The 26,092-nt window shown below is 47.0% G+C and carries 25 protein-coding genes, 1 pseudogene and 1 other annotated feature; of the genes and pseudogenes, 9 read left to right on the forward strand and 17 right to left on the reverse strand.

Translation table 11 applies throughout. The features are described 5' to 3' along the window. The first annotated feature begins 64 nt into the window (after positions 1-64). The gene (locus tag AC4PHM_RS05390) at positions 65-214 is read left to right on the forward strand and encodes a hypothetical protein (RefSeq protein WP_291405804.1); all 150 of its coding nucleotides are present in this window, start codon (positions 65-67) and stop codon (positions 212-214) included. 64 nt (positions 215-278) lie between these two features. Here AC4PHM_RS05390 and AC4PHM_RS05395 read toward each other — a convergent pair whose 3' ends face one another. Continuing rightward, positions 279-4,280, reverse strand: coding sequence for a 5'-nucleotidase C-terminal domain-containing protein (locus AC4PHM_RS05395; protein ID WP_492019888.1), 4,002 nt, complete (start codon positions 4,278-4,280; stop codon positions 279-281). A gap of 705 nt (positions 4,281-4,985) precedes the next feature. Next, positions 4,986-5,272 (forward strand) — a binding site (T-box leader). Between the two features lie 98 nt (positions 5,273-5,370). Between AC4PHM_RS05395 and AC4PHM_RS05400 the strand changes: the two genes are divergently transcribed. After that, the gene (locus tag AC4PHM_RS05400) at positions 5,371-6,819 is read left to right on the forward strand and encodes a tryptophanase (RefSeq protein WP_492019889.1); all 1,449 of its coding nucleotides are present in this window, start codon (positions 5,371-5,373) and stop codon (positions 6,817-6,819) included. Positions 6,820-7,021: 202 nt separating this feature from the next. On the opposite strand, the gene AC4PHM_RS05405 is transcribed toward AC4PHM_RS05400, so the two are convergent. Next, complete coding sequence (locus AC4PHM_RS05405) at positions 7,022-7,723, reverse strand: hypothetical protein (protein WP_492019890.1); 702 nt, start codon at positions 7,721-7,723, stop codon at positions 7,022-7,024. Between the two features lie 375 nt (positions 7,724-8,098). Here AC4PHM_RS05405 and AC4PHM_RS05410 point away from each other — a divergent pair. The 4 genes and pseudogenes from AC4PHM_RS05410 to AC4PHM_RS05425 all read left to right on the forward strand — a co-directional run. Continuing rightward, positions 8,099-8,668: pseudogene (locus AC4PHM_RS05410) on the forward strand (DUF5058 family protein); the annotation flags it as partial. Positions 8,669-8,680: 12 nt separating this feature from the next. Then, entirely contained in the window at positions 8,681-9,385 is a 705-nt protein-coding gene (locus AC4PHM_RS05415) for a hypothetical protein (protein ID WP_492019891.1), read from the forward strand. 26 nt (positions 9,386-9,411) lie between these two features. Next, a complete protein-coding gene (locus AC4PHM_RS05420) occupies positions 9,412-10,611 on the forward strand; it encodes a M20 metallopeptidase family protein (protein WP_492019892.1) in 1,200 nt (399 codons plus the stop codon). Between the two features lie 24 nt (positions 10,612-10,635). Next, a complete protein-coding gene (locus tag AC4PHM_RS05425) occupies positions 10,636-11,007 on the forward strand; it encodes a hypothetical protein (protein ID WP_492019893.1) in 372 nt (123 codons plus the stop codon). Between the two features lie 243 nt (positions 11,008-11,250). Here the strand turns inward: AC4PHM_RS05425 and AC4PHM_RS05430 are convergent, their stop codons facing one another. The 3 genes from AC4PHM_RS05430 to AC4PHM_RS05440 all read right to left on the reverse strand — a co-directional run bounded on the left by AC4PHM_RS05430 (position 11,251) and on the right by AC4PHM_RS05440 (position 13,641). Further along, positions 11,251-11,658, reverse strand: a complete 408-nt coding sequence (locus AC4PHM_RS05430; protein WP_492019894.1) for a DUF1284 domain-containing protein — start codon at positions 11,656-11,658, stop codon at positions 11,251-11,253. A gap of 24 nt (positions 11,659-11,682) precedes the next feature. Further along, positions 11,683-12,066, reverse strand: a complete 384-nt coding sequence (locus AC4PHM_RS05435) for a hypothetical protein (protein WP_492019895.1) — start codon at positions 12,064-12,066, stop codon at positions 11,683-11,685. Between the two features lie 123 nt (positions 12,067-12,189). Continuing rightward, positions 12,190-13,641: a hypothetical protein gene (locus tag AC4PHM_RS05440; RefSeq protein ID WP_492019896.1), complete on the reverse strand. Its 1,452-nt coding sequence runs from the start codon at positions 13,639-13,641 to the stop codon at positions 12,190-12,192. 321 nt (positions 13,642-13,962) lie between these two features. Here AC4PHM_RS05440 and AC4PHM_RS05445 point away from each other — a divergent pair, with 321 nt between their 5' ends. Together AC4PHM_RS05445 and AC4PHM_RS05450 are read left to right on the forward strand one after the other, a co-directional pair. After that, a complete protein-coding gene (locus AC4PHM_RS05445; protein ID WP_492019897.1) occupies positions 13,963-14,124 on the forward strand; it encodes a hypothetical protein in 162 nt (53 codons plus the stop codon). A 15-nt stretch (positions 14,125-14,139) separates the two neighbouring features. Then, a complete protein-coding gene (locus tag AC4PHM_RS05450) occupies positions 14,140-14,322 on the forward strand; it encodes a hypothetical protein (RefSeq protein WP_492019898.1) in 183 nt (60 codons plus the stop codon). Positions 14,323-14,484: 162 nt separating this feature from the next. Here the strand turns inward: AC4PHM_RS05450 and AC4PHM_RS05455 are convergent, their stop codons facing one another. From AC4PHM_RS05455 to AC4PHM_RS05490, 8 genes are all read right to left on the reverse strand, one after another. Continuing rightward, on the reverse strand, positions 14,485-14,631 hold the full coding sequence (locus AC4PHM_RS05455; RefSeq protein ID WP_291405815.1) for a hypothetical protein: 147 nt from the start codon (positions 14,629-14,631) through the stop codon (positions 14,485-14,487). Between the two features lie 157 nt (positions 14,632-14,788). Continuing rightward, positions 14,789-15,211 (reverse strand): hypothetical protein, encoded by a 423-nt coding sequence (locus AC4PHM_RS05460; protein WP_492019899.1) that lies wholly within the window; start codon positions 15,209-15,211, stop codon positions 14,789-14,791. After that, positions 15,195-16,574 carry a sulfurtransferase gene (locus AC4PHM_RS05465; protein WP_492019901.1) on the reverse strand — a complete coding sequence of 460 codons (1,380 nt, stop codon included), beginning with the start codon at positions 16,572-16,574 and terminating at the stop codon, positions 15,195-15,197. The genes AC4PHM_RS05460 and AC4PHM_RS05465 overlap by 17 nt, the downstream gene beginning before the upstream one ends. Positions 16,575-16,881: 307 nt before the next feature. Then, positions 16,882-17,301, reverse strand: a complete 420-nt coding sequence (locus AC4PHM_RS05470) for a YkvA family protein (protein ID WP_492019903.1) — start codon at positions 17,299-17,301, stop codon at positions 16,882-16,884. Positions 17,302-17,525: 224 nt separating this feature from the next. After that, positions 17,526-18,191 (reverse strand): hypothetical protein, encoded by a 666-nt coding sequence (locus AC4PHM_RS05475; protein ID WP_291405822.1) that lies wholly within the window; start codon positions 18,189-18,191, stop codon positions 17,526-17,528. A 115-nt stretch (positions 18,192-18,306) separates the two neighbouring features. Further along, positions 18,307-18,795: a DUF7000 family protein gene (locus AC4PHM_RS05480; RefSeq protein ID WP_291405824.1), complete on the reverse strand. Its 489-nt coding sequence runs from the start codon at positions 18,793-18,795 to the stop codon at positions 18,307-18,309. Between the two features lie 98 nt (positions 18,796-18,893). Beyond that, on the reverse strand, positions 18,894-19,772 hold the full coding sequence (locus tag AC4PHM_RS05485; RefSeq protein WP_492019905.1) for an AraC family transcriptional regulator: 879 nt from the start codon (positions 19,770-19,772) through the stop codon (positions 18,894-18,896). 127 nt (positions 19,773-19,899) lie between these two features. Beyond that, positions 19,900-21,375, reverse strand: a complete 1,476-nt coding sequence (locus AC4PHM_RS05490; protein WP_492019907.1) for an MFS transporter — start codon at positions 21,373-21,375, stop codon at positions 19,900-19,902. Positions 21,376-21,600: 225 nt separating this feature from the next. Between AC4PHM_RS05490 and AC4PHM_RS05495 the strand changes: the two genes are divergently transcribed. Beyond that, entirely contained in the window at positions 21,601-22,620 is a 1,020-nt protein-coding gene (locus tag AC4PHM_RS05495; RefSeq protein WP_492019909.1) for an epoxyqueuosine reductase, read from the forward strand. Between the two features lie 121 nt (positions 22,621-22,741). On the opposite strand, the gene lepB is transcribed toward AC4PHM_RS05495, so the two are convergent. The 4 genes from lepB to AC4PHM_RS05515 all read right to left on the reverse strand — a co-directional run bounded on the left by lepB (position 22,742) and on the right by AC4PHM_RS05515 (position 25,932). Next, positions 22,742-23,260, reverse strand: coding sequence for a signal peptidase I (lepB, locus tag AC4PHM_RS05500; protein ID WP_492019910.1), 519 nt, complete (start codon positions 23,258-23,260; stop codon positions 22,742-22,744). A gap of 74 nt (positions 23,261-23,334) precedes the next feature. Beyond that, positions 23,335-23,946 (reverse strand): DUF6448 family protein, encoded by a 612-nt coding sequence (locus AC4PHM_RS05505; RefSeq protein WP_492019911.1) that lies wholly within the window; start codon positions 23,944-23,946, stop codon positions 23,335-23,337. Positions 23,947-24,015: 69 nt separating this feature from the next. Beyond that, positions 24,016-24,729, reverse strand: a complete 714-nt coding sequence (locus AC4PHM_RS05510) for an SAM-dependent methyltransferase (RefSeq protein ID WP_492019912.1) — start codon at positions 24,727-24,729, stop codon at positions 24,016-24,018. A gap of 417 nt (positions 24,730-25,146) precedes the next feature. Continuing rightward, on the reverse strand, positions 25,147-25,932 hold the full coding sequence (locus AC4PHM_RS05515) for an EFR1 family ferrodoxin (RefSeq protein ID WP_492019913.1): 786 nt from the start codon (positions 25,930-25,932) through the stop codon (positions 25,147-25,149). Positions 25,933-26,092: the final 160 nt, after the last annotated feature.

The raw sequence follows: 26,092 nt of genomic DNA on the forward strand, positions 1-26,092 counted from the left end.
ACAGATCACCTTCTTATTTCAGTATAGCAAAAGAATGTGAAGAAGCTGTGAAGGCAGTCTTGGATTGACAGGATCTAAAGCGAAAGAGCACTCAATTCAAAGCTCTCACTACAAAGAGGATATGCCGATGGTCGACCATCGGCATATCCTCTTCAGTTCCGTACTTGGTACGCCAATTGAACTTAATGAAGTTACTTTAACCGAAGCGCTGTAATAGCAGTCTTTTCAAATTTATATAACGTCACTGTTCCGAAATACGTACCAGATTTGAAATGTAATTATTTGTTAGTAGTAGTAAAATTGAAGCTGCCAATCATAAAGTTTGTTCCCGTTCTCCAAATCTGCACTTCATATGAGGATGCTTTCTTTGGAGTCACGAAGTTCGTGATATAGAGCAGATCTGGCTCAATTCTGTAATCTGTTGATTTCGTACCAAAGGTCGAAACTTGAAGTGGTGTCACGAGATTTTTAGTGTCAAAGATTTTAATGGTAAGTTCTTCATTGTAGACAAAAGGCATTTCAGGATCCGCGGCTTCTACTACGTTGAGGCTGAATTTGATTGGCATAGTGCGACCGGCTTTGTAACTGGCTGAGGATGGAAGCATGGTCATAGCCGCCCAGTTACGAATTGAAACTGCTGTCAATTCGCTCCAGCCTTCATTCGAGTAGATATCTACAGCTTTCGCAAGTATGCCATAATAGCCATCCGGAAGTCTCAACGAATCAAAATGAAGTTCCCACATGCCTGTAATACTATTCCGGGTCACTTGCATAGCCTCGAATTCGGGATCTATGACATTGCCGCCAGCATCGCGGACATAGAACCAAAATTCATCCACACCACTTGCATCTGTGGCTTCAGCAATGAAGGTCACACCATCTTGTAGGGCTGCGTTTTGGGTTGGAACTTCAATAGTAACCATCGGAGGTGTCCAATCAGTGACAAACCTCAAACGATTCTCGATTTGAGGCGAAATTGTGCCCATGGCTTTAATATAGTCAATCACAGCGTCACGCGCATAGTACTGCGTTACGTCGGTGACTGGAGCAAGCGGCCAGAGGCTGACGCCTTCATCGTGGAAGTTGACGTTGCCCATGGCCAGATAATTAACTGTGGCCACGCTGTAATAGGTATCAGGGTCTGTAAAATCGACTTCCTGTCCATTCAACTTCAGTGAAAGTACATGATTGACTTCAGGATCGTAGATTTCAGGGTATGCGTCATGATAGACTATTTCACCGCCCATGCTGATATCCAGCATCCCTGTCGCATAATAAGCATAGCCGCCGTACCCAGGTACATATTTGTAATAGTAGTAGTTACGATAGGATCGTTCAAGGACCTCCTTCAATTGAGGCCCATTCATCTGCAGAACAACAAACGAGTTTTCGTATGGCATGAGACTGAAAAGATCAGAGACTTTCAAATCAGCTGGTGTGGTAGGTGTCGCTGTATTGGCAATCTTTCGGTTGCTCATGGCACCGCCAAGGAAGAAGTCAACCGCTATGCCATCTGCGTTTAGTTTTGCAACAGCAGCATCCGCCTGAAGATTCGCGGCGTTAGTTTCCTGGGTGAAGGCGGTCAGGGCGTCAATCGGCACGGTAGTTGATCCTATACTATCATTTAAGTAATCATTCAACAGTAATAGATACGGATTAAGGAGCGTCACCAGTTCAGAATCTTCCGGCGAGGTCAGAGTAACACTATGAAATCTGCCTGTACGGCTGACGACTTCATAATTGCCTGAATCCGCTCTAAGGCCCAGAATGACTTCACCTAAGGTGTTGTTGTAGCGGTAAGCCTGATGGACCATGACCGGCGAGTTGTTCGGACCACTGACCAGTACAGGCAAATACCTGTAGTCTGCGGCACCGATAGCTGGATTGGTATGACTGTGGCCGCCTATAATGACATCCAGACCGCTGACCGTTTCTGCCATAAGGAGATCCGAGTTTTCATCCACTTCAGCATTCGCGTTGCTGTTGAACCCAATATGGGTCAATGCGATCAGGACATCATTCCCGGCTCTGAGATCATCGGATAAATCCTGGGCGGTTTCAAGAGGTTCTGAGAAGGTGAGCCCTTCAATGTTGCCCGGAAGTTCGAATTTAGGCACTCGGTGATTGGTAATGCCCAAAATTGCGACATCAATGCCATCCAGTGTCTTTTGAGCATATGGCGCAACCGGGATTGTGTCTAATCCATAGCTGCCGTCGTCAGAAACATTAGCGCCCAGTATTGGAAACTCCGCTTGCTGCAAAATACTGGTCGTGACCACACTGCCAAAATTGAACTCATGCTCACCCAGGGTCATTGCATCATAACCAAAGGCATTCATGGCGGCCATCATTGGGTGCGTGGTCAATGGAGGTGTAAGCACGGTGCCATCTGCAGTGTAACTAAGTGGCGCAGTTCTGAAGAAATACATCATTGAATCGCCCTGGAGATTGTCTCCAGCGTTAAGCAGCAGGGTCCTGCCCGGGTTGTGGTCTCGCTGCTGACGAATCAGCGTCGCGAGCTGTGTATAGCCCACATAGGCGCCTTTTGTCAAATTGCCATGGGCGTCATTATGATGGAGAATTGTCAGAGGCTTGATACTGCCGCCTGAATTGTCACCCTCCCGAGTTATACGGCCATCCAAAATACCATTGTAAGGGCTGGATAAAGTGTAATTATTACTGGACCAGTGGATCACAGCATTCAGCATATCACCCCAATAAGTGATATTTTTCATTTCCTTAAAAGCTTCAAATCCATCCCCACCACTTGGAGCGAGGAACTCGTTAGTTGCGACGCGATAAACCTGATCCAAAACAATAGGTTCAAAAACACCACTAGTGCGATTTTTTATTTTGACATCGAAAGCACCCCAAGCCCAAGGCTGAGGACCTGGCAAACCATCTGTATAACTATAAAATGCATATTCTGCCCCGGAGGTATGAAGGGCGCCCTTAAACAGAGTCGCGCTCTGATTGAGGAGATCCAAAATTTGAGCGCCAGTCATTTCCCCGACCACCAGGCTATTGCCAAATGGCAGGACACTGAAGAGATCCCCATAAGACATAGCATGTGGGTAACTGACATATTCCAAATCTTTTCTTTCGCTGCCTGGATTATTCAGGACGAGATCCACGTCATTACCAGTCTCGATGTCTGAATTTAGGTCATTGAAAATAGCGTCACAAATGAAACTGCCCATTATAGAATCTCCATTATAATTTAGCATCAGCGGAACATTGGTGTATCCAACATCCTGATTGATTAGATCTAAATAATCCGGATCTGTGGCAAATCCGTTGACCAAAGTATTAATGGTTGGATCGACAGTCACTGAAGCGTCGATAATGAGACTACTCCAGCTCACACCTACAGTCCCGTTTGGAAAAGCAGTGACATCCGCCCGTCCGACTCGACGGCCATTATAATAAGCCTGAGCAATGGTTGTGTCTCCAATTTTAGTCGCGGCTGTCAAATTGGTATGGGTGTGACCGCCCAGAATCAGATCCGCCGGCTTGCCAGCGTCAATCAGTTTTTGCGCCAATGTTTTGTCGCCATATACATCCTCGCCTATGCCATAACCGCCATCATTAAATCCTAAGTGACTCAGTACCACAATAACATCCGCTTCTGCTGCCATGGCATCATAGTAGTGTAGAATGGCTTCCGCAGGATCCTTGAATGTCAGACCGCCCGTCAAATGAGCGTTAAGTACACCAGTTTCCTGAGTAGTAACACCAATAATGGCGACTTCAGCAGTATTTGTGGAACCAACTGTTTTGATAATGTAAGGTACTACGCCTGTTGGCGGTGTCCAGCTATTAGGATCACCATTAACTATGTTAGCACTGAGCAATGGAAACGCCGCATCATTGATGCGATCCTCCAGTATCGTCTGTCCCCAGTCGTAGTCATGATTGCCTATGGTCATAGCATCATAACCCATGGCGTTGAAAACCGGGATCACTGGATATCCCTTTTGAATATTGTTGAGAAGACTGCCCTGCATGGCGTCACCGGCGTCAAGCAGCAGAACATTGTCCGCGCCTCGGGCTGTGACAATCCCGTTGATTACATTGGCGACTCTGGCTGCGCCCGGAATCGTACCCTCAGCCACAAGCTGCCCATGAAAATCATTGGTATGCAGAATAGTAAATGAGACTGGCGTAGAAACACTTGCCTCTACCCGGTTTTCAAGGGTAAAAGCGTTGAATGTTGTCACTAAGGCAACAATGGTTGCTAAGCTGAGAAGAATTTTGAGGCTGAACCTTGGCCGTGACATTTAAATGCACCTCCTGATATTGATTAATTAAGTTCCGCTGCTTATTACAGGCTGTTATTTAGAAGACTGTTTTTGTGTTGAACAAGTATTTTCTTTGATTGAAAGTTGAAGGGCAAACGTCTCAGATTTACACATTTAGAAATCCACTTCATATTTTCCATAGATGATTTAATAAGTAAGATTCCCCCTTCACAATTGGAAAAACCGGCCAAAAGGCCGGTTTCGCTATTCGCTCCTACGGGATAAGCGTCCAAATACATCCCTGAAATCATCGCGTCCCAATAAATGTTTGTGTGTTGTTCGGCAAACTGCACTGACAATTCGATTCCTGTACATGATCAAATTGACTGTTTGACTAGTGTTCGAGACATTACTTTACCGAAAATAATGTTCTTTTTTCATGTGAATTGATACCCAAACTTGTGTTATGTAAACCTATGCATGCGTGTCATTCTGGCACATAATTTAAACTTAGTACCGTAATTCCGCCAGTTCCGTACCCAATTCCGTACCTGGTACGCCAATTGAACTTAATGAAGTTACTTTCACCGAAGCGCTGTAATTTCAGTCTTTTCAAACTTATTGTACGTCACCGTTCCGAAATTCGTGCCAGATACGGAAAAATGAAACTCGCGCTAGGTACGAAAAACACACCAGAAATTTTATTGACAACAATCACCCCTCCGGTTATAATTTTATAAAATATAAAACGCATTGAATGAGACGAGTACGACCGTTAAAGCCTTAGAGAGAGCAACCGGATGGTGAAAGGTGCAGGACAGGCGGTAGGAATACACTCACGAGCAGTTCTTCGAACGGGCGCACGCCTATTTAGGCGCTTCAGTAGACAGTACCGGGTGAGCCCCGTTAACAGGCTTTTGCAGGATTCGTCAGCTTTCTTCAGGCATGGCGACATTCGGCACTTGAGATCTGAATCCCTCCGGGACTCAGATAAACAAAGGTGGTACCACGGTCAATCAGCCGTCCTTTGAAACTTTTAACAGAGTTTCAAAGGACGGCTTTTTACATTCAAAACACCAGAATTTTTATCATAGTTTCATCAAAAACACGAAATGAGGAGTGGTCAGTAATGGCAAATGTAAAATTTTTCAGCGGCGAACAACTTCCCCTGGAAATGCACAAGGTCAGAATAATTCAAAAGCTCTATCTCCCTGAGATCGATCAGCGGCTTGAAGCCATGCGTGAAGCCGGCAACAACACTTTCCTTCTGAAAAACAGGGACGTTTTCCTGGACATGCTGACAGATAGCGGCGTCAACGCCATGAGCGACCGCCAGCAAGCTGCCATGCTTTTAGCCGATGACAGCTATGCCGGCAGCGAGACCTATTTCAGACTCGAAAGCAAAGTCAAAGAAATTTTCGGCATGAATTACTTCCTGCCAACCCACCAGGGCCGCGCCTGTGAGAACATCATTTCTCAGGTCCTAGTCAAACCCGGAACAATTGTCCCTATGAATTACCACTTCACCACCACTAAAGCCCACATCGTGCTAAACGGCGGCGTTGTAGAAGAAATATTCATGGATGAAGGCATTGAAGTCGAAAGCAATCACCCCTTCAAGGGCAATATGGATCTGGATAAGCTGAGTGGGCTCATCTCCGAGAACGGCCCAGAAAAAATTGCCTTTGTGCGTATGGAAGCGGGCACCAATCTCATTGGCGGTCAGCCCTTCTCACTTGAGAACCTCGACCACGTCAGCCGGATCTGCAGAAGCCATCACATCCCACTTGTCCTCGACGCCAGTCTGCTGTCCGACAACTTGTACTTCATGAAAATCAGAGACCCGCAGTGCGCGGATCTCAGCATCCGAGATATCACACGGAAAATGGCCGAGCTATGCGACATTGTCTACTTCTCTGCGCGCAAGCTCAGCTTTGCCCGCGGCGGCGGCATCATGATCCAGGACGAGGCCATCTTCAAGAAATTCCAGACGCTCATCCCCCTCTACGAAGGTTTCCTGACCTATGGCGGCATGTCCGTCAGGGAAATGGAAGCCATGGCTGTGGGTCTCGAGGAAACCATGGACATGGATATGATCAACCAGGGGCCTCAATTCATAGCCTACATGGTCGATCAGCTCGTCAAAAAAGGCATTCCGGTGGTCACGCCTGCCGGGGGACTTGGATGCCATCTGGACGCTATGCGATTTGTAGACCATATCCCTCAAAACGAATACCCGGCCGGCGCGCTGGCTTCGGCCCTTTACATAGTCAGCGGCATTAGGGGCATGGAGCGCGGCACCATGTCGGAGCAGCGCAACCCTGACGGCACCGAGCCGTTGTCTGCCATGGAACTGCTGCGATTGGCTGTTCCGAGACGCGTTTATACCCTCTCTCAGGTCAGTTATGCCCTCGACCGGATCCACTGGCTGTATGAAAACCGAGCGCTGATCGGCGGCCTCCGCTTCTACGAAGAACCGAACGTCTTGCGCTTCTTCTTCGGCAAGCTGGAGCCGGTATCGGATTGGCAGGAACAGCTCGTTGCGAAATTCAAGGCGGATTTTGGAGACAGTCTGTAAGTCAGCCTCCGCGAAAATTGGTTGGAATTAGACGACCATCGGCAAAAAAATTCTTTTGGGCTTTGTAATGCCCAAAAATTTTGCCGATGGTCGTTTTTTCTAACAGTCGCATATCACATTTTAAAGTGAAACTCGGTGTCAGACACCCAGTTTCATCTTCGGAGCTTTCCCAGGCACGGAAATGGTGCAGGCGCCATTGAAACTAAGATTTAAAATTTCCCTGCCCGTCAATAAACGTCATTTCATAATATTTTTTGGGTCTACCCTTTGTATTTTCACGTTTTTCGTGAATAATCCCGGCATAAGCTTTCTCCTCGATCTGATTTAAAATGCGGTTCGCGCCCCTGACTGTAATGGATAGGCAGTTTGCCACATCTTCCGAGGACAGCTTATTAATTCCAAGTATTGACGCATATGAAATGATTTTCTGAAGATTGATGTTATGGATCCCAAGACGCTCAGACAACTCCATGATTTCATCATTCGCCATTTCCTTAAAGGTTATGGTGCCGGATCGATCCAGCGGCCCGGTCACCCTTTGGTCTTCGCTGACAAAGAAACTGCAGCTGCCTCTATAAGCCTTTGCCTGGCGGCTTGCTTTCTCAGAATTTTCTCTGGCTTGAAAATATTCGCGTCCGGCGCCCCAGCCTATTTTAACCGTGTGGCTTGTAGATCTTTGCAGATAGGTCAGAAGCGCACAACTTTGGAGGTGATCTGACAGGGACAGATAGGCTTCATAGGGCATTTCAAGCTGAATATAATCCTCAATTTGCTGGCTTGTATCCACGAGTTTATGCATTTTGAAAAAGCCTTTAAGCTTGGTTTTCAACAAAGCAATTTCATCATCAGAAGCAGCCGCAGGGAAAAGTTTATCCTCTTTGTGTTCATTAGATTCTATACTCACTTTCCCAACCACCATTTTTCGATTGTTGAGTTTTTGAATCTTGACCTCATCCAGCAGGCTATTAATTAATTTCCTCACTGTTTCCACAGTTGGAGTTAGAAACAAAAATTTGTTGCCTCTTGCCTTGAGCTCAGGCACAAAATGTCCATACGCCGTAATAGAAAAATCAATTTGTCCGTTTTCCCAAAGTTCAATATGGTTTTTCAGAAGCAGGCGCGTCTGTTCATGAATGGAGTCGCTTAAGCTGACAGAATATATAGGCGGACAGAAGCGATCCTTAAACTCATCAAAGGAATCAATCCGATTGGCGAAATCAATATAGATCCGCCTTGTGTCAATTCCAGGATTGCTTAAAATAATTTTAAAAAGACCTTAAAAAAAGTCATTATTAACAGCTCACTATTTTCAATCATCCCTTCGCTGCCAATTATTATCACACTCGCGATCTTGATGCCTGTGCTTGGAAAATACATACCTTGGCTTCGATTATCTGTCATAGGTTCTGCAATCTACGAAAGCATGGCTGCGGATATGACTATTAAATCCTTTGGACTGAGCGGGCTTGGAGACATGGGTATCAACTCATCGATATTCGTCAGTATTGTATGGGTCATGACCCTTGCCATCCTCGTTGGACCAATTCTGAACATCTTCCTTTTGAAATCCTACGACAAAAAACTTCGTTCCATCAGAAGTTCTGGCGGGTTCCTCGCCGTCGCAACTGGGGCGCTGTTCATTGGAATGCTGTCCTTAATGGGCGTTCCGCTCTTGATGAACGTTGCTAATCCCCTTGGCATTATCGCGGCTGTCACAGCAGGTGTCTCAGTTCTTTTGCTGGATGGACTTGCGAAACGTACTGGAAAGAAAAGCATCGGCGAATTCTCTTTTCCTTTGAGTATGATTTTAGGCATGGCGTCAACCATTGTAGCGACGAATCTTTTATAAGGGGGACAACCAATGAATCAGTCAAATAGAAATTACGAAACTTCTTTGCACAGGCTTGGTAAAATCTCGACAGCCGTCATGCTTATCGCACTGATCAGCGTTCCCATTGTCATGACCATGGTCTTTGGCATTGAAGTCGAGTCGGATAAAACCATTACAGCTTTCGTTGGCGCCTTCAGCCTTTTCGGGATCATAGGCGCGATTGAATTCTTCTCCTATGCCCCAATTCTTGGCGCTGGCGGACAATATCTTTCATTCATAACCGGCAACATAGGCAATCTGAAGCTGCCTGCGGCCCTCAGCGGCATAAAAATTGCCGGCTACGCGACCGGCTCGAAGGAATCTGAGGTCATTTCCATGATTTCAATTGCGGCATCTTCCATTATGACAACTTTGATCATTTTTATTGGGATGCTTTTCGTAGGACAATTTCTGCCCCTGCTTCAGTCCCCAATCCTGGCACCTGCTTTCTCAAATCTGATGCCTGCGCTTCTTGGCGCTCTCGCGACACCAGTTTTCATCAAGGATTTACGCACAGCCTCTTTGCCATGTCTTGCTGCCGCAGCGGTGACCTTAGCCATAGGTTATCCTATGGTGGCGCGCTACCAGGCGTTTCTGATGCCGGTCTTCCTTGTCATTGCAGTCGGCTGGAGCTTTGTCCTGTATAAAGTCAAACGCAGTGCCATTCAAAGAAGCGCTGAGGAAATGAGCAAATAAGCGTATAAGCACTCGAGGAGGACACCATGAAGCACAAAATGATATCAAAAGCTTTATCTCATAAAGATACCCTTGTTCGACACAGACGATTTCTCCACGAAAATGCAGAAATTCACAATGAACTGCCCATCACGACTCAATATGTCATGTCCGAGTTGAAAGCCATGGGCTATGACCCTGAAGAAATTTGTCAGTCAGGCATTGTTGCCCTCGCTGGAAAACGAACGGGCAAGACGTTCTTGCTCAGAGCAGATATGGATGCTCTGCCGATGGTCGAAGAAAACACACTGCACTTCAAATCCAAAACCGGTCATATGCACGCCTGTGGTCACGACATGCACACCGCCATGCTGCTGGGTGCAGCTCGACTCCTCAAGGAACACGAGGACGAGCTTGACGGACAGGTCAAATTGATGTTTCAGCCTGCCGAGGAAACGCTTCACGGTGCAAAATCCATGATCGAAGCCGGCGTACTTAAAAACCCATCTGTCGATGCCGCCATGATGATCCACGTCATGTCCGGCATGCCACTTCCGAGCGGATCCGTTATGGTCCCACAAGGCGGCGTCCTCTCTGCGGCCGCAGACTGGTTTAAGATCAGCGTTCAGGGCAAAGGCGGTCATGGCGCTATGCCCAATACAACGGTGGATCCTCTGAATGTCATCTCCCATATCCACATTGGACTTCAGGAAATCCTGTCCAGAGAAGTGGCGCCAGGCGACAACGTCGCATTGACCATTGGACAAATGCACGGCGGATCGACTTCCAATGTCATTCCTGATATGGCCTATCTTGCCGGTACCGCAAGAACCTTTGGCGAAGAAACCAGAAGCTATGTCAAACAACGTATTGAGGAAATTGCCTCCGGCGTCTCGAACACCTACAGGGCTTCAGCCAATGTCGTCTTTGAAAGAGGCTGTCCAAGTGTCGTCGTGGACCAAAAACTGCGTGATCAAGTCTATACCTACGCGTCTGATTTGGTTGATAAGGAACGACTCATCGATCCAGCGGCGATTGGATTTACCAAAATGTCCGGTTCGGAAGACTTTGCCCATGTAAGTATGGAAGTGCCATCTATCATGGTTTCTCTAGCTGCCGGATCACCAGAAGAAAATTACACGTTTCCAATGCATCACCCAAAGGTGATGTTCGATGAAGAGGCGCTTCATGTGGGTGCTGCACTCTATGCCCACGTCGCAATGGCGTGGTTAAAACACAACAAATAACATTTCAGACTGGGAGGCACATCCATGTCAGCAGGAAAACTCAAAGGAACAACCATAAAGCTGGGCATCGTGGTCGCGTCGCTTATATGCGTCTTGTTGTTCGCGCTCAGTACTTTAGGGATCCACGACCTGTGGCCGGCATCCTTGTTGCTGCTCTTTTTCTTCGAAGGTGGGGCCAAGCAGGAGAAAATTAAAAGCATCTTCAGCGGCGCGACTGTGGGACTTTTGGTCGCCCAGGGCCTCTTTCACGGTGTCGAGCTGTTGGCAACATGGCTTGGTTTGCAGGCGAGCATCTATACCTTAGTGTTCCTGGCCATCTTTTTACTCATAGTGCTTGGAGACTATCCCATACCCTCTTCAACAACTATGCCTTCTGCTATTTTACAGTCGCGTTGATTTTCCCGGAGCAGTCTACATTGAAATGGTTGATTGCATTGTACGCGGGTGGGGCGTTTCTGCTGGTCGGGGTGACTTATTTTATAAATATGATTCACAAGACCAAAAGTCTCAGTGAGGAATCTGTCAGTATACGGTAGATTGAGAGACAAAAAATGATTGCAGGCGGTATCAACAACTAAAACTGTTGATACCGCCTGCAGTCATTTTGTAAATGAAGTGGGTGTCTGACACCTTCATCCATCACAATCCCTCAAGCCCCGCCTCACAAAACCCCAGGGCTCTCCAGCGACAATCGGCACAGACCAAATCAAAGGACGCCTTGTCAAAGCGCGCTTTCATCCGTTCATTGATGATTTGGACCGAATAAAGATGCCCCACCTGAAGGTCCAGAATTTGAATCACCGCGCGATCCATAGCCTGAATCCTGATTTCCGAATGGCTATTACCTGCAGTATGGCACTGCCCGTCGACGAGATGGGGGCAAGCATCACATAGGACATCCGGCCCGTCAATGACCCTCAGCTTCATTTCAGGATAAGTCCTCAGCAAATGGACAATCTCCGTCATTTGCTGGACAAACGCGTCGCTGTAGCCCAGCCCCCGAAATCCCAGCCGGCACACCAAATGATGTCCCCTCAAAGCCAGCATCCCCTTCACCCCTCTTCTCCTCACTCATTCCCCGTTCGCAGTCCGCTGCACCCGCGCAACATAATGCGTCGCGTAGGCCGCCTCAAGTTTAGCATCCCCACTCTTGCTGAACCGCAGAGGCATCTTCTTCCCTCTCGTCCCCCACCGAACATACCCCGTAGGAGAGGGTTTCAGCCCGGCACCATCGGCATAGTTTTTAATCTCTTTCATGATAAAGGACAAAGCAGTCAAATTGATCCTGCACACCTTTTCAAGATAAGGCACGCGCCCAAACCGCCAGTCTTCCACATCCTTGGGCGACAGGATCCCCGCGCCCAGCAAAACCTCCAGCGGCGTAATCATTTTCTTTTCACTCAGAAGCTGGCTCATCACAGAGTCCAGCTTTTTCTTTAGTTCAACTCGATTCATCCTCGGTCCCGCTTCATATCTAATAAACTCGGTGTCAGACACCGAGTTTCACTCTCTAATAATCCCAACCAAGGACTTTATTCTGCCGATGGTCACCCTTCTCCACACCTCGCCGCATCTAAACTACAGCCACCCTGCCATTCTCAGACCGGTAAGGAAAAGAATCAGAACACAAGACGATATCAGCACGTACAATCCATTCCACCTCAGGCCAACCTGCACCGGAGAACGCGATGCCAGCCCGGACAAGGTGATCACCGTCGGAGAGGTCGGCGCCAGCGTGATCCCCATGGACCAGCTGACCCCCAGCAGAAGGGCAATGTACGTAGGCGTCACGCCAAACGCTGACGCTTGAAGGCTTGAGCCAATAATCGTAATGTGAATAATTGGGTGAACACCCAAAGCTGACAACAGAACGCTGCCAAAAATCACGACGACCGACAGCAAAAAAGCGCTCCCCCCAACCAGCTTTGAAAGGACCATAGGAATATAATGTCCAAGGTTGGAGTAAGAAATACTTTCAGCGAACATCCCGGCACCAACAAACAGTACGATCTCGCTGCTGAGCTTAGTCAGCCGGTCTCTGAAGTAGAAGGTCTTGAGTTCGTTGCTTAAGATCGACAACCGGCCAATGATCCCCATCCATAGGAAGGGAAAGATCAGCGCCGCCATGGACACAATAATGACGGTTTGGATGCCCGTCACTACCGAGATCACGGCAATGGACACCATCAGAATGACGCTGAAGGCAGCCAGTTCCACAATCTTATGAAGCTTAGCGTTGTGGCTGGGAGGATTTTGGGCATCAGCTTCTGAAATGAGGATCGAAGGTTCATCCACCAAGCTGTGCTCTGAATGCGGCTCAAACTCTTCGTCGCCGCCCTGTCCCAACACCCCGGACCCGCGTTCCTGAACCATGGTCATGACATAACCAATTATACCGCAAATCACCCCGCAGAGAATGCCCAGCGGAAAAAAACGTCCCCAGGAAGCCCCCGACAATTGAAGCACCATGGCGACCGCGGCCGTCGTAGGTGCCCAGATCATGCAGGTCGTGAACCCCCTGCTGATCGCTGAGCTCATCAGCCTTTTATTCCGGCTGAATTCACTGGCCTGAACGATCTGATAGACAAGGGGCACGACCGCCAAATTCACCAGCACCCCGACAAAGGCTGAGATAAAACTCACCAGCACATAATACCGACTGGTCGAATGGACATGGCTCCGAAAAAAATTCTGCAGCGCCGAATAATAACCCCCGCGCCGGATGGGAATGCTCAATATAGGCACCATGGTAAACAGCGCCACCAGGTACAGATTTCCCATAAACGCCTGCCGCCAGACACTGAACGGCGCGCGGTAGATCAGCAGCATCAGTACGCTGAGGCCCAAGGAAGCATAGCCAATCACTCTGGACACACCCTTGACGACCGGCAGGCAGAGCACTATGACTGCGATCATCAGGATATAACACAGCTGATCGATCACTGCGGATTGTAAAAATAGGTTGACCAAAAATAATAAGGACAAGATGAAAGTCCCGAAGCTTCGGATGCCTGTGATTTGTTCTGCCATGATGCCCTCCCTTCGGTTTGTCAATTTTATCCGGGCTACGGATGCAGCCAACGGATTGCTGAGGTTAAGCAGAGGACTTTCTGCCGATGGTCATTCAAACACTTTCGATAATTATATCAAAATTTGGAAGTCGCTGCACTTTTTATCCCGTTATTAAACTTTCTATATTAGCGACAGCCGCACTGCGAATACCATGAGAACGTTCATTTTTTGATATAAAGATTTTGGTTTTCAAAATCGATTAAAAGTGGTAAGATAAAAACAGAACGCGTGTTCTTTATCTGTTAATTCACTTCATGACTGTTTTCGAGGAGGTACAACATGACACCCATTCAACAGCTTTATTTGGATAAGCTTCGCTCAGCCTTTGAAAACAGTGCCCACGGAGAAGAAATGGCCTACATACTTGGCAATATGAGACGGGATCTCACCGCAGCAGAATTTCAGATGGTGATCACAACATTCCAAAACAGTTGCCCTTAAAGGAGATGAACCGTCATGAAAATTAATTTTATTCATTACCCCTACGCTTTCACCAACGACGGCAAGCGAATTGACGTACGAGAGATTGAAGGGAATCCACACGTTGGTGTGGTACTGGAAGTTGTAAATGACAAGTACCGCGTCAAAGCCATATCCAATGATTCAGACTGTGTCGGCGGGGTTTGTCCGATAAAGTGATTTTGACCATTACATGTGAAACTCATCAATACAAAATTTTCAATTTATATTATGCCGGGCGCACCACTAAAAAAACCGCCGTTATATTTCGCGGCGGTTTTTACTTCTGGCAGATAATGTATCCAAACCTGATACCCATTAAATCAGTAATTTCATTCGGTTTCAGCGGGAAACATTTTCCTTTTTTTTCTTAAATGCATCATACTTCGCTGCCTGACCAATCCCCCAGAAAAGAACACCAAGGCTCATCAGGAAAAATCCAACTCCAATTGGTCCAGTCCAATACAATATAACAAACCAGTCTCCCATATAAGTTCCCCCAATCTTTTACAACGATATCAGGCGGATTGGGCAATATCTGTTCATCTGTCATGTTAATTTATACCCCAAATACGACAGCATCCGGCACGTTTTTCTGCTGTACCAAATAGAACAAGGATCTGAAGGGACTGAAGTTGGTAATGAATTATTGCGCCCTGACTTGACGTAGCTTGATATACGCCTTAATGACTTCCAAGCCCCAGACCACAACCGCAAGAAACAAAATGTAGACATAGGCTGGCATGGCAATCGCAGCTGGCAGAACCAGCAGCAAACCAATAACGAAGGTGAGCAGGATCAGTGGTAGGAGCGCCATCAAGTAATCTCGCCGGCGATGTCTAATCAAATAAACGGCTACCCCTGCCAGAAGAATTCCCAGAATGATCCCGTAAACCATCATATGTTCCGGTTTCAACGCAGTTTCCATATATTGTTTTTTTCTGTATACTACATGATGGTTGACACCGACTTTTTTTCGGCTCAAGTCATCCAAAATATATGCACCGGCAATACACATCAGTTGAAGGGCGGTGAGAATGATTCTAACGATTTTATTCGCCCGTAACATAGTCCAGTCCGGCGAGGGCCCAGCCACACCAACCATCGGCGAATAGGGATATGTTTTCTAAGCCCATGACCTTGGCGTGCCACAGAACCTCCGCCGCGCGATAACCGCCGCCGCAATAGAAGGACAAGTGCTTGGAGGTGTCGATGCCTGCGCCCTGCCACATGGCCTCAATTTCGTAGGCATTTCTCATGGTGCTGTCGAGGTTTTCATAATACAGCATGGAGCTGGAGTTTCCAACGCCGGCAAAGCCGTATACTGCGCCTTCAATGCGTCCGGCCATATCAAAGTAGCTATATCCGGAGGTCTCGCCACGGTATTCTTCTTCGGTACGGTTATCCACAAGGACAAAATTCGCGTCTGAGCGTTTCGCTTGGACCTCTGCGACCGTGTCGATCAAGTCTGGATTTTTGGGAGTGGATGCGCCAAAATCCGCCACTGCAACAGGTTTGTTTTCAGTAGTTTCCAGTTCAAATCCGGCATCCGTCCAGCCCGTCGTGCCGCCGCTCATAACGTAGACGTTATCGACGCCAAGGTACTCGAGGATGATCGCCATACGCGTTGAGAAGATAGGATTTCCGGTAGCAATTACCGTGCTCTCTGTGGTGATGCCAAGAGATTTAGCGAGATTAAACAACACTTCATCCGATTCGAGCATGTAAACGTTGTTTTCATCATCAAAGTCGTCACTGTTGACGTGCAGAGCACCTGGGACATGGCCTGTCAGATAGCCCGACTCTTCAATTGTTCCCCAGCTGATCTCCAATATCTTGAGATCCTTGACGGTGCCCACTTCAGGGACTTCTTTGCCCTGAATCAGGTCATTGACAGCTGCTGGCGGAATGTAAAGCTGGTAGTTTGCATAGGATACGAGCTCTTCTTTCCAGTCGGACAGGTTGAAGGTTTTGATGTTCGCAATGCCTTTTGAAGCAAAATAGTCTGCCACAGCGGCTGCGTCCGTTTCGTTTTCGTCGTAGACAATGACAGAAGAATCCGCTGTGATGTTTTTATCTGCAAGATACTTCTCAAGGTGCGCTTCTCTGGTCATACCGTCGAGATTGTTCTGGTCATCAAAAGTGGCAGTCAGCCAGTTCGCTGAAAAATCAGTGGCACCTGCAATATGTCCGCCCATAGTGTTGCCGCCGGCCGCCCAGCCCGCGTAGGCATCATTTGAGCGTGCATCGACCACAATGGCCGTGCCATCTTTAATCGCCGCGGCGACCTCTTCTGCTGTGGCGACTGCGGTGCTCTCCGCTGCTGGTGTTGGTTCTGGGGTGCTGTTTTCTGCCGGTTTGCTGCTGCAGCCGACCAATGCAATGGCCATCATGGAAATACTTAGAACCGCAATTAAAAGCTTTTTACTCATGGATTACGTTTCCCCCTGATTGATTTAGTTGAGATCTCTTTTTATGTAGGTATAAAAAGGCGATTACAACTAATATTAGGTCGTTTTTGGGGTTTGTTCAAATTGAAGATTCTGATAGAAAAATTTTGATTATAGAATTTTTTGTTGGTTGGATGCAGGAGGAATAACTAACTGCAAGTAGATTAAGTGTAGGTGTTTGAGCTAATAGTTGCATGAAAAAAGCATCTGTTTTTTCAGATGCTCAGTTGAAGTAAAAAGGTTTTTATCTCGCATTCTTGAGGACCAAACACCAGCGCCACATCACCACCTACTCCATTCCTTTCCACACTTTATACTTTTCAATATCCGACTTGACCTGCTTGTACGCCAGCGCGACGACGACAACATCGTCTGATAACCCCACAATCGGCAAAATATCCGGGATTAGGTCGACAGGCGACAGGAAATAGATCAGCGCTGCCACAATCACTATAATGGATCCTACGGGCACAACCCTGTAACTGCCGTTGATCCAGTCCTTCGTCAAGGAAAACAGTACTTTCAGCATATTGGCGAGCTCATCATAGGGACCTTTGATCGAATTCGCTTTTTTCGCGCCTTCTTCGATCAATTTCCTCAACTTTTCAGGATTATCGAGATAGTCCTGAGCGACTTTCTCCTTTTTCTTGAGCTGATCCGCCGCCGTCTCGTTGTCGATCGTTCCAAACTTGCCTCTTGACTCGCTCATGCCTGTGCCTCCCATCCCTTGCGCTTCCAACTCAAGCCTTCATATTGCCCACCTGCTCAAAGCTTAAAGCCTTTCTGCCGATGGTCACTCTACCCCACTTTCTCCCATCATACCACAATAGGAAAGTATCATCATTTTTATGACGCCTGTTGAACTACCCATGACTGAAGTCACGGATGTACGCGATCATTTGATCAAACGTCCTGGGTAAGCTGAAGCTCAAATTATACCATTTTTATGGTCACTCCATGTCGTCTCAAAAATTTTTCTGCCTTTTTAGCGACCGTTTTTCGTTGGTTGCCAAGCTGATCTTCCGCAAACTTAATCATCAACGCCTGATTCTTTGAATTCTCAAAAAAGTGTTCAAAGCATTCCAGCACCTGACCACACACAATGCAGTTGCATTCTGGTGAAGGCTTACCTTTATTCACATAGACAACTTGAGGAACCTCAAGCAGTCTCCTGGTGATGTCGTTTTCCAGTTCAGGTTTAGCAATCACAATCTTCCACGCATTGCCCACCACATTGGCTGCAGTAATCATCTGTGAATCGTGAACCAGTGCAAAATAGTTCTCATAGACCTCTTCAAACCTATTTTCAGAGTCTACTGCCACTAGATTCGAAATGATCAGGATGCCATCCCATTTGATAAAACTGTTTTTATTATAGAGCCATTTCACAATCTCATCAAAGTAAGGGTAAACCAGCTCCGGTCTTTGCTCACTTATCAAACGCATAACTTTTGTGCAGGCAAATTTAACGCTGGACGATTCTGTTTGAACGATCTCAATAAAGGAGATTAACATTGATGGATTTTCAATGGCTTCAGATACAATTTGATTCAAGTCCGGTTTGGATTTGAGGCGATTGATCAGAATAGCGTGATCCACAGGGATACCTCCCTCAAGGTAAGACTTTAGCGACTTTTACGTTCCTTTGTAAAGTAATATTCAATATGACAATAATGACGAATTCACATCAGGAATTACTGATTTCAAAGCGCTTTCAATCTCCTATGATTGTTGATAAATCCTCAATAAAGTTAATCATTTTCCTTTCAATCTGTACTATAAGATCCTCAGAATGATCAAAGTCAGGATGCTCCACCAAAATCGTTTCTATAATCGAGTCCACTCCAGGAAGTACTTTGGATAGCTTATAGTTTCCAATATTCTTGCCACTCAAATAATCAATGTACTCCGCCTGGATTTTTCTATTATTCCCCGCCAGCCAGACTTCGAAATTCCCTACTTTATGCAAATAGACTATGGCAATCTTGAGCTTTTTTACTTTCAGATCCGCTGGGGTCATAGCGAAATAAGTCATGTCCATATAGCCAGCATACAGACCACTGGCCGAAAAATCAGGATAACGGTTTTCTAAATAGCTTCTAAGTTCAGACATAAATGTCATGATGCCCTTGTAAGCTTTCTGAATCTGGCCTTTGCTGAGTTGGAGCTTATATTCCAGAATATCTTTGTTCAGCGATTCCATGGCTTAACCTCTCAGACTAGAGATTTTTTTGGAAAAAGCTACGCCCCTATGGTGGTGGAAATCTCATTTTTATGGGTGAAGCGAGAATCACCACCCTCCTACCATTTCATTTTCCTAACCGGAATCCAAATCTCACTTCTGTACGCCGGATTACTCGTATCCGGACTTTCGTTCCACAACATTTCCGGGCCTTCCACCACCTCATATCCCGAGGAGGGCAGCCATTCCGAGTAGATCCTGCCCCAAATAGTCTGCAGTGTTTCCGGGAATGGCCCAACGGATTCAAACACCGCCCAAGTACCTGCTGCAACCTCCAATTCATCAAATTCCGCCGGCTCATAACCCACTGTCGCAACCCCAATGTAGTGATCGAGCTCGCCCTTTTCTTCCATTCTGCCTTCAGTAAAATTGGCGGAAGCACTGATGATGCCGCGGGGTTCTGCGTTTGAAATCGATTTTAAGCGCAAGATCACCTCCGGTGTCAACAGCCCGGTCATCTTGGCAATTTCAGGGTTGATGCCGCTGAAAACCATTGTCACTCTCTTCTTAAATCCTACAATCTTAAACGATTCTTTCTCAACAATACGATACTTCATCTCGCATCCTCCTTGAATGGATAATTGAAAGGTCATTCGTGGATAAGCTTTCAAAAGCTTGCCCTCCTGCCTTGCTTCAGAAGGAAGAATGCCATGGAGCGACTGAAAAGCCCGCGAAAACGCATCCGCTGAAGTGTAGCCATATTTGACAGCTACATCCAGTATTCTCAACTCTCGATCCTTAAGATCAAGCGCAGCCAGGGTCAGTTTTCGCCGCCGAATATACTCAGACAAGCTGATCCCTGACAAAAACGAAAACATGCGTTTGAAATGATACTCCGAGCAGCAGGCAATCTGCGCGATTTTGCCATAGTCCATTTCCTCGTCCAAATGCGCTTCAATGTAGGCCATGGCTTCATTCATTCGGCTTAAGGAATCCATCGAACCTCCCTCCTTTCATCACCCATAGTATCAGAGAATGGTTAAGACCACCCGACTATCTGTGCACAAATATATCGATCTTGATGCCGCCAATTGTTACGCTGCCTCATATTACCTCACCACTTACCTAACCCTTCATTTCACGCTTCCCTGCCAGCGCCGACGGCACTGCCGGAAGCGTCGACACTATGGAAATAATCGCTGCCATCACCATGAACAGATTGAAAAGCAGCGCAATGATTGCGGCATACCGGATCGAGATATTATCCGTACGCCCCATGAAAAAGCCTTCCACAAAAGTGATCTGCTGCATGCTCAGTCCGGTGAAGATGGCGGCGGAAATGGAGATCCCAAACGCCGAGCCCAGCGCAGACGCCATTCTGTAGATGCCGGAAGCCGAACCTGCTTCTTCGACGGCAATGGAAGACAGTGCAGCATCCGCGGACGGTGTCGCGTATAAACCCAAACCAAATCCAAAGAACGCAAAACCAATGGTGCTGACCACTATGTACTGGCTCGTCATGATAAAGGTAAGGGAGGTCAGCAGAATACCGATACAGGCAATGGTGCAACCCAAGACCATCGGCCGCCTGGCACCAAATCTTTGAAGGAATTTCTCCCCTACTTTAATGGCAATCAAAATGGCCACCGGATAACCTATGGTCAAATAGCCCGCCTGCAAAGCGGTCATACCCGCACCAAGCTGCACCAGGGACAGCGCCACGACCAGGGTGCCCGCCGCGCCGTTCACCAAGAAATTGGAGAGCGCCGCGCCCTTATAGATGTTGTTGCGGAACAGGTCGAAGTTTATGAAGCGGTTCTCTGCGTGTTTTTCAATCTTGAAAAAGATCACGAAGGTGATCACCGCTGCTGCCGTCAGGCTTAAAGTCAGCGGACTCAGCCACCCCAGTCTGCCCCCCTGGCTGATGACCAGATTGATGGACAGCATACCAATCATGAAGGTGATCATACCAGCCAGATCAAACCGCCTTTTTTCGCCGCTGGCTGGATTCTTGCTTTCAGGCACGCCCGAAATCAAGACCAAACTGCCTATGGCCACTACAATTGAAAGCCAGTAAATCCAGCGCCAGCCAAGGGTTGAAGCCAGCAGACCCCCAAACAGCGAGCTTAACGCCGCACCCCCCCAAGACCCTATGGAATAGATGCTGACCGCTCTTTGTCGGGCGGCGCCCTCATAGTAAGCCTTGATCACCGCCAGCGCGTTGGGCAGAATGCAGGCGGTCGAAAAGCCCTGTATAATGCGGCCTATAATAAGAAACGTCGCTGTTTCTTTTGGCGACACCGAAATGATCAGCGACCCAAGGATGCTGAGCAGCAACCCTATTTTTGTCATTTTGAGACGCCCAAACTTGTCCCCCAGCCCCCCAATGACCACAATGAAAATTCCGGAAAACAAAGCCGCAGCACTGACCGCAATATTGCTCGCATTGACATCAATGCCCAAATCCGTGCGAATGGTCGTCGCAATGCATAAGATGGTTTGAGCGAATAACCCAAACGTGATCACTGCCAGGAATAACCCCAGGAGTAATTTGTCGTTGCCTTGATAGGCTTGGACTTGGAATTCCTTTTGTTTCATCATTGTCACCTCGCAAATTATGTCATAGAATAAGGGAACAGAGAGAGTGGTTGGGATTCGTCGTAGTCCGCCAAGTACCAAAATAAAGTTTATATTTGCCGATGGTCATTATGTTTCACCTTGTATCAAGTTCTACAGGCGCGTCTTGAGCCGTGTTGCAGTGGCACCAATCCCACTCTGGAAATTCATTAAAAAGTAAAAGTCGGTTGCATGTGTGGAGGCGAAAAAATGATAGATCCGCTCCTGAATGAAATTAAAAATAAAGCCTATAACTTGGGCTATGATTTATGCGGGGTCATAGAGGCTAAAACCTTTGAGCGGCATCTTCAAGGTCTGAATCAGCGCGTCGATAAATTTCCTGCTTCCGCCAACCTTTATGAGCCTTTGTATAGTATGGCTCAGCCACTTGAAAAGGCGCCATGGGGCAAGTCCATCATTGTCCTGATCCGGCATTACAGCAAATATAAAATCCCCGAAACTTTGGACCAGCAGTTTGGAAGAGTTTATCTGTTTGACGGCCGACTGACCTGCTCGCAGGAATACCAAAAGGACCACGACTTTGAAAGCTACTTGAATACGCTGGGATTAAGAACACTGAAAAATGCGGTGGCAGCACGATGGGCAGCTGTTATGGCAGGGCTGGGGCATTTCGGCAAGAACAATTTTCTTTATACCTCAAGAGGTTCATGGGTATGGATTGACACGTTTATTATAGATGCAGCATTGGAATCAAACAGCGAATCCCATGAGGTTAAGGTAAATTGCCCGGAACACTGCAGCAGATGTGTGGATGCCTGCCCGACCAAAGCACTGTCTGACAGTTATACCATGGACCGCGGGAAGTGCATTGCGCAGCTGACATTCTTTTCAGACACGCTGCCTTCAGAGGATCTGAGGAAGAAAATGGGCACTTGGATGTATGGCTGTGACCTCTGTCAGACAGCTTGTCCTAAAAATAGACACCAGTGGCACGAGGAGGCGTTTTTCCCCGAACTGGAAACACTGAAGTCATATTTGACCCTGGAAGCATTGCTGACCATGGATGACCAAACCCTTGCGGAAGTTGTGAAGCCAAAATTCTGGTATATCCATGAAGATAAATTTTGGCTCTGGCGCTGTAATGCCATCAGGGCCATAGCCAACAGCAAAGAGATCAAATACCATCCATTCATCCAGTCACGCTGTCAGGATCAGGATGAGCGAATCCGGGAGATGGCGCAATGGGCTTGTAAGCTGCTGGGCATTTAGAGAAAAGCTGATCCAACAACTGTTACTTTTCAAAAATTCCAATTTTCTAAGATGGCATTGGCGCCATCCATGAAAATTGGAATTTGTTTTTTTGAAGACCTTCTTCATAGTTATTTCACTATTAGCGAATTACTGTCCTCCTATTTAAGCGACATCTTGACCTAAAATTACCGTGCACTACTTTACCCTGGATATCCTTTGCCGGTATGGTAGGACGCCCCCAATGCCTGCTGTCAGTAGATTCAGCTCTGTTGTCTCCCAGAAAAAAATACTCATCCTTAGGAACAAGAAAAGAGCCGCCTTTTCCTCCGGAATGTTTAACATAAGGTTCAATTTGTCTGCTTCCGTTAATTAACAGGTCCCCATTCGTCCGAATTTGAATTGAGTCCCCTGGAAGTCCAATCAAACGCTTAATCATGATCATCCCAACTTCAGTTGAGTAAAAAACTACAAGCTCCCCCCTGTTAAGGTGTTCTGGATGATAGACACGTAAAGTCAACAGACGCTTATTAATTTGTAAAGTTGGAAGCATGGAACGGGATACCACTTTGGTCACAAAAAACACAAAGTGTCGCGTTAGTTGAGCCATGACAACCGAAATGAAAAGTGACAAGAGGAATAACTGCAGTTCATTTTTCATCCCATCTCACCCTCTAAATGAACCTTAGCAAGCCTATGTAGAAGTTAAAAATATCTTTGATCCACGATATCTGTTTAATGACCATGATGGTGTTCTTTATGGTGTTCTTGACCATGGGCATCATGATGCTCATGGGCTTCACCTTCAGCCAGCTTAAAAAAGGTCACGTAAGCATGAACGTATGCCCTGGAGGCCTCCACATCGTTAATATCATAGTTTTTAAGAGCCAGCACCTTGCTGAACTTTTCTTCCAGCACATGATACTCATCATCAGTGACCAGAGCCTTCAAAGGCGACATATTACCAAGTTCAATGCTCAGATCCGCAGCAATCACTTTAGGATCCAAACTCGTTCCAGAAGGTTTAAGACCTTCATAGGAGGCACCTTCACCCCTACGATGCAGCCTTATGAAATTCTCCAAAAACCAACGGTCTGCGACTTCCCGTGCGTCCGAACCAAGAACGCGTACCTTAAGGCTCAAGTCAAAAATGCCTTTAAGTTCCTCTTCATATTCAGAAAAAATCCACTTGTACGCATAATTTATATTGCCTGTCTCCAGTGCGTTTCTGCCGTCCTTGACCGCAGGGCCGTCCAGTGTGTCACAATGCGCATATACCTTCCTCGGTTTCAGAATCAAAGCAAATCCAACCAACATTGATAAGCCAATAATTAAGAACACATCCATCCCCTACACCTCCAACTTTTGACAGTTCACTGCCTTTCACGCAAATTATAGATTTTTAAAGACTTTCAATCATTTTCTTCTTCCAGTTATCGAGATCATATTGAGGTACTTGCCGCCCCCTGCTTTCATCATTTCAACATCCTGCCTGGCATAGGGATTATCCGTTGCAAGCCAGTCGCGCCACGCTGCGTCGGTGCAATCCATTTCCCTGATCACAAAGTCGTCTAAATGCTTCTCAAGAATATGCGTCCACCAGGTCATGCTGTGCAGTGTGGCAAAGCCCTCGTCGTCTAAAAACGGCTTCAACACCTCCGGTATGATCCCGTTCATTTCCTCTTTTGTACCGGGAATGACAATTGCAACCGGTGCGCCCTTTTTAATCAGTGATTTTAAACGCTTCTCAAAAAAGTCATCATTGTTTCCATAATAATGATAGGAATCCACGCTGATCAGCGCATCGAAGTACTCGTCTGCAAAAGGCAGCTCAATTGTCGCGTCAGCATGAATTGGGATCACCAGGTCTTGAACGCCCATTTGCAGAAACCGCTTATAATTGTCCGAAGCGCTAATCCATAAATCGACGGCAAAGGTTTGCACGCCATACTCTTTAGCCAGAAACACCGAGGTTAATCCCATACCGCAGCCCAGATCCAAAACACGCATGTCCTTCGTGAGCTCAATACTCTGAGTGATCTCGTCGAGCATAAGCACTGCGTTAGGGCCCATAAAATTTTGCGACAGAAAATGCTTATCATACTTTTCTGTACGAGGATAATTGGTCACTCTTTTCACCACCTAAGTTTTTAAGAAATAAAAAAGATGATCGCCACCATCCACTCTCGCCCCTTGTACATACCAGAGTAAATTGCGATCCGCCCTACTTAACCGACCCTATATCTCAATCCACTCAGCAAAATGTTCTGCATCCAATATATACCCAAATGGCTCAATCCGAAAATACTCGCGGATCCTGTTCATTAAAACACTTAAAGTCAGCGTGCTGAAGAAAGTTCCTTATACGGTCACATCCGCCGTAATAACGCTTTACTAAAATAAACATTCAGCAGGCAGCGGCTCACACTTCCAAATATCTTCTGACGCCGCTCCAGGACCGCCCCTTGAGCAATGTCTTAATTTCCTCATCTGACAGCGGCTTTTCAGAGATCTGCTGATATGCCGCCAGCGGATACCCAGTCGGGATCACCCAAATTTGAATTTTCCTGGTGAAAGTGCCTTTTGGGGACATCCATAGATACAGCCAAGGCAAAAATCACAGGTCTTCCCAAACTCTGGCCTTGAAGCTTCAGCACCATGATTTTTCACCAGTCTGATATTGGACGCCGGACAATGACTTTCACACCATCCACATGCATTGCACGCCTCACTGACTTGAATACTTTTCCCGAACTGCACAGCCCCTTTGACTTCAAGCCTACCAAGCTTCGTCACCAGTCGATCCACCATTTTCGTTGGGAGCACCGGGTAAGGCTGATTTTGAGCAAAAGCCCCAAGCCACTGAGTCACCTTTTTCGGTAAAATTTGAATCAGGGCTTTTGAAACCTCAAAAGGTGTTGGAGACATCCAGTTGTTTGGCATCACCGCCATAGCCTCTGTCACAACGCTATAGCCCTTCTTTACAAGCCACCGCTTTGCAGTGACGCGGCATGCGGTATTGCTCAGCATCTCGCCGCCCCCTGAGACGGAGATAATCATAGCCTTTTTCTGCCGCTCAGTCATTTCAGGCTGTTCCGCCAGCGTGCTTAGCCATTCATAGACCAAACCAGGCGCGTTAAACGCGTGTACAGCATAAATCAGAATAAGCTCACGACATGCCTCTGCCTTACGCCTCAGATCCTCTCTAGTCGCATCGGTTAACCTATGCATTTCCACAGAGACCCCCCGCTTGATGAGTTGGTCTCTGATTTCCTGCGCCACCAACCTGGTGCTGCCTGAACCTGTATAATAAGCTATAAAGGTTTTTTCCATACGCCACCTCTTTTTCGTACGTTGTGCCAGAAATTTTTGTAAAAATTCCCGTTGCATTCACTGTAAGATTTGCATGACTTGCATGCTTAACGGATCCAATTCATGGTGTTTGCCGATGGTCCCCATTACGCACGCCCCACTGAATGCTGTCAAGCTGATC

This window comes from Acidaminobacter sp. QWL-03 (assembly GCF_058683855.1).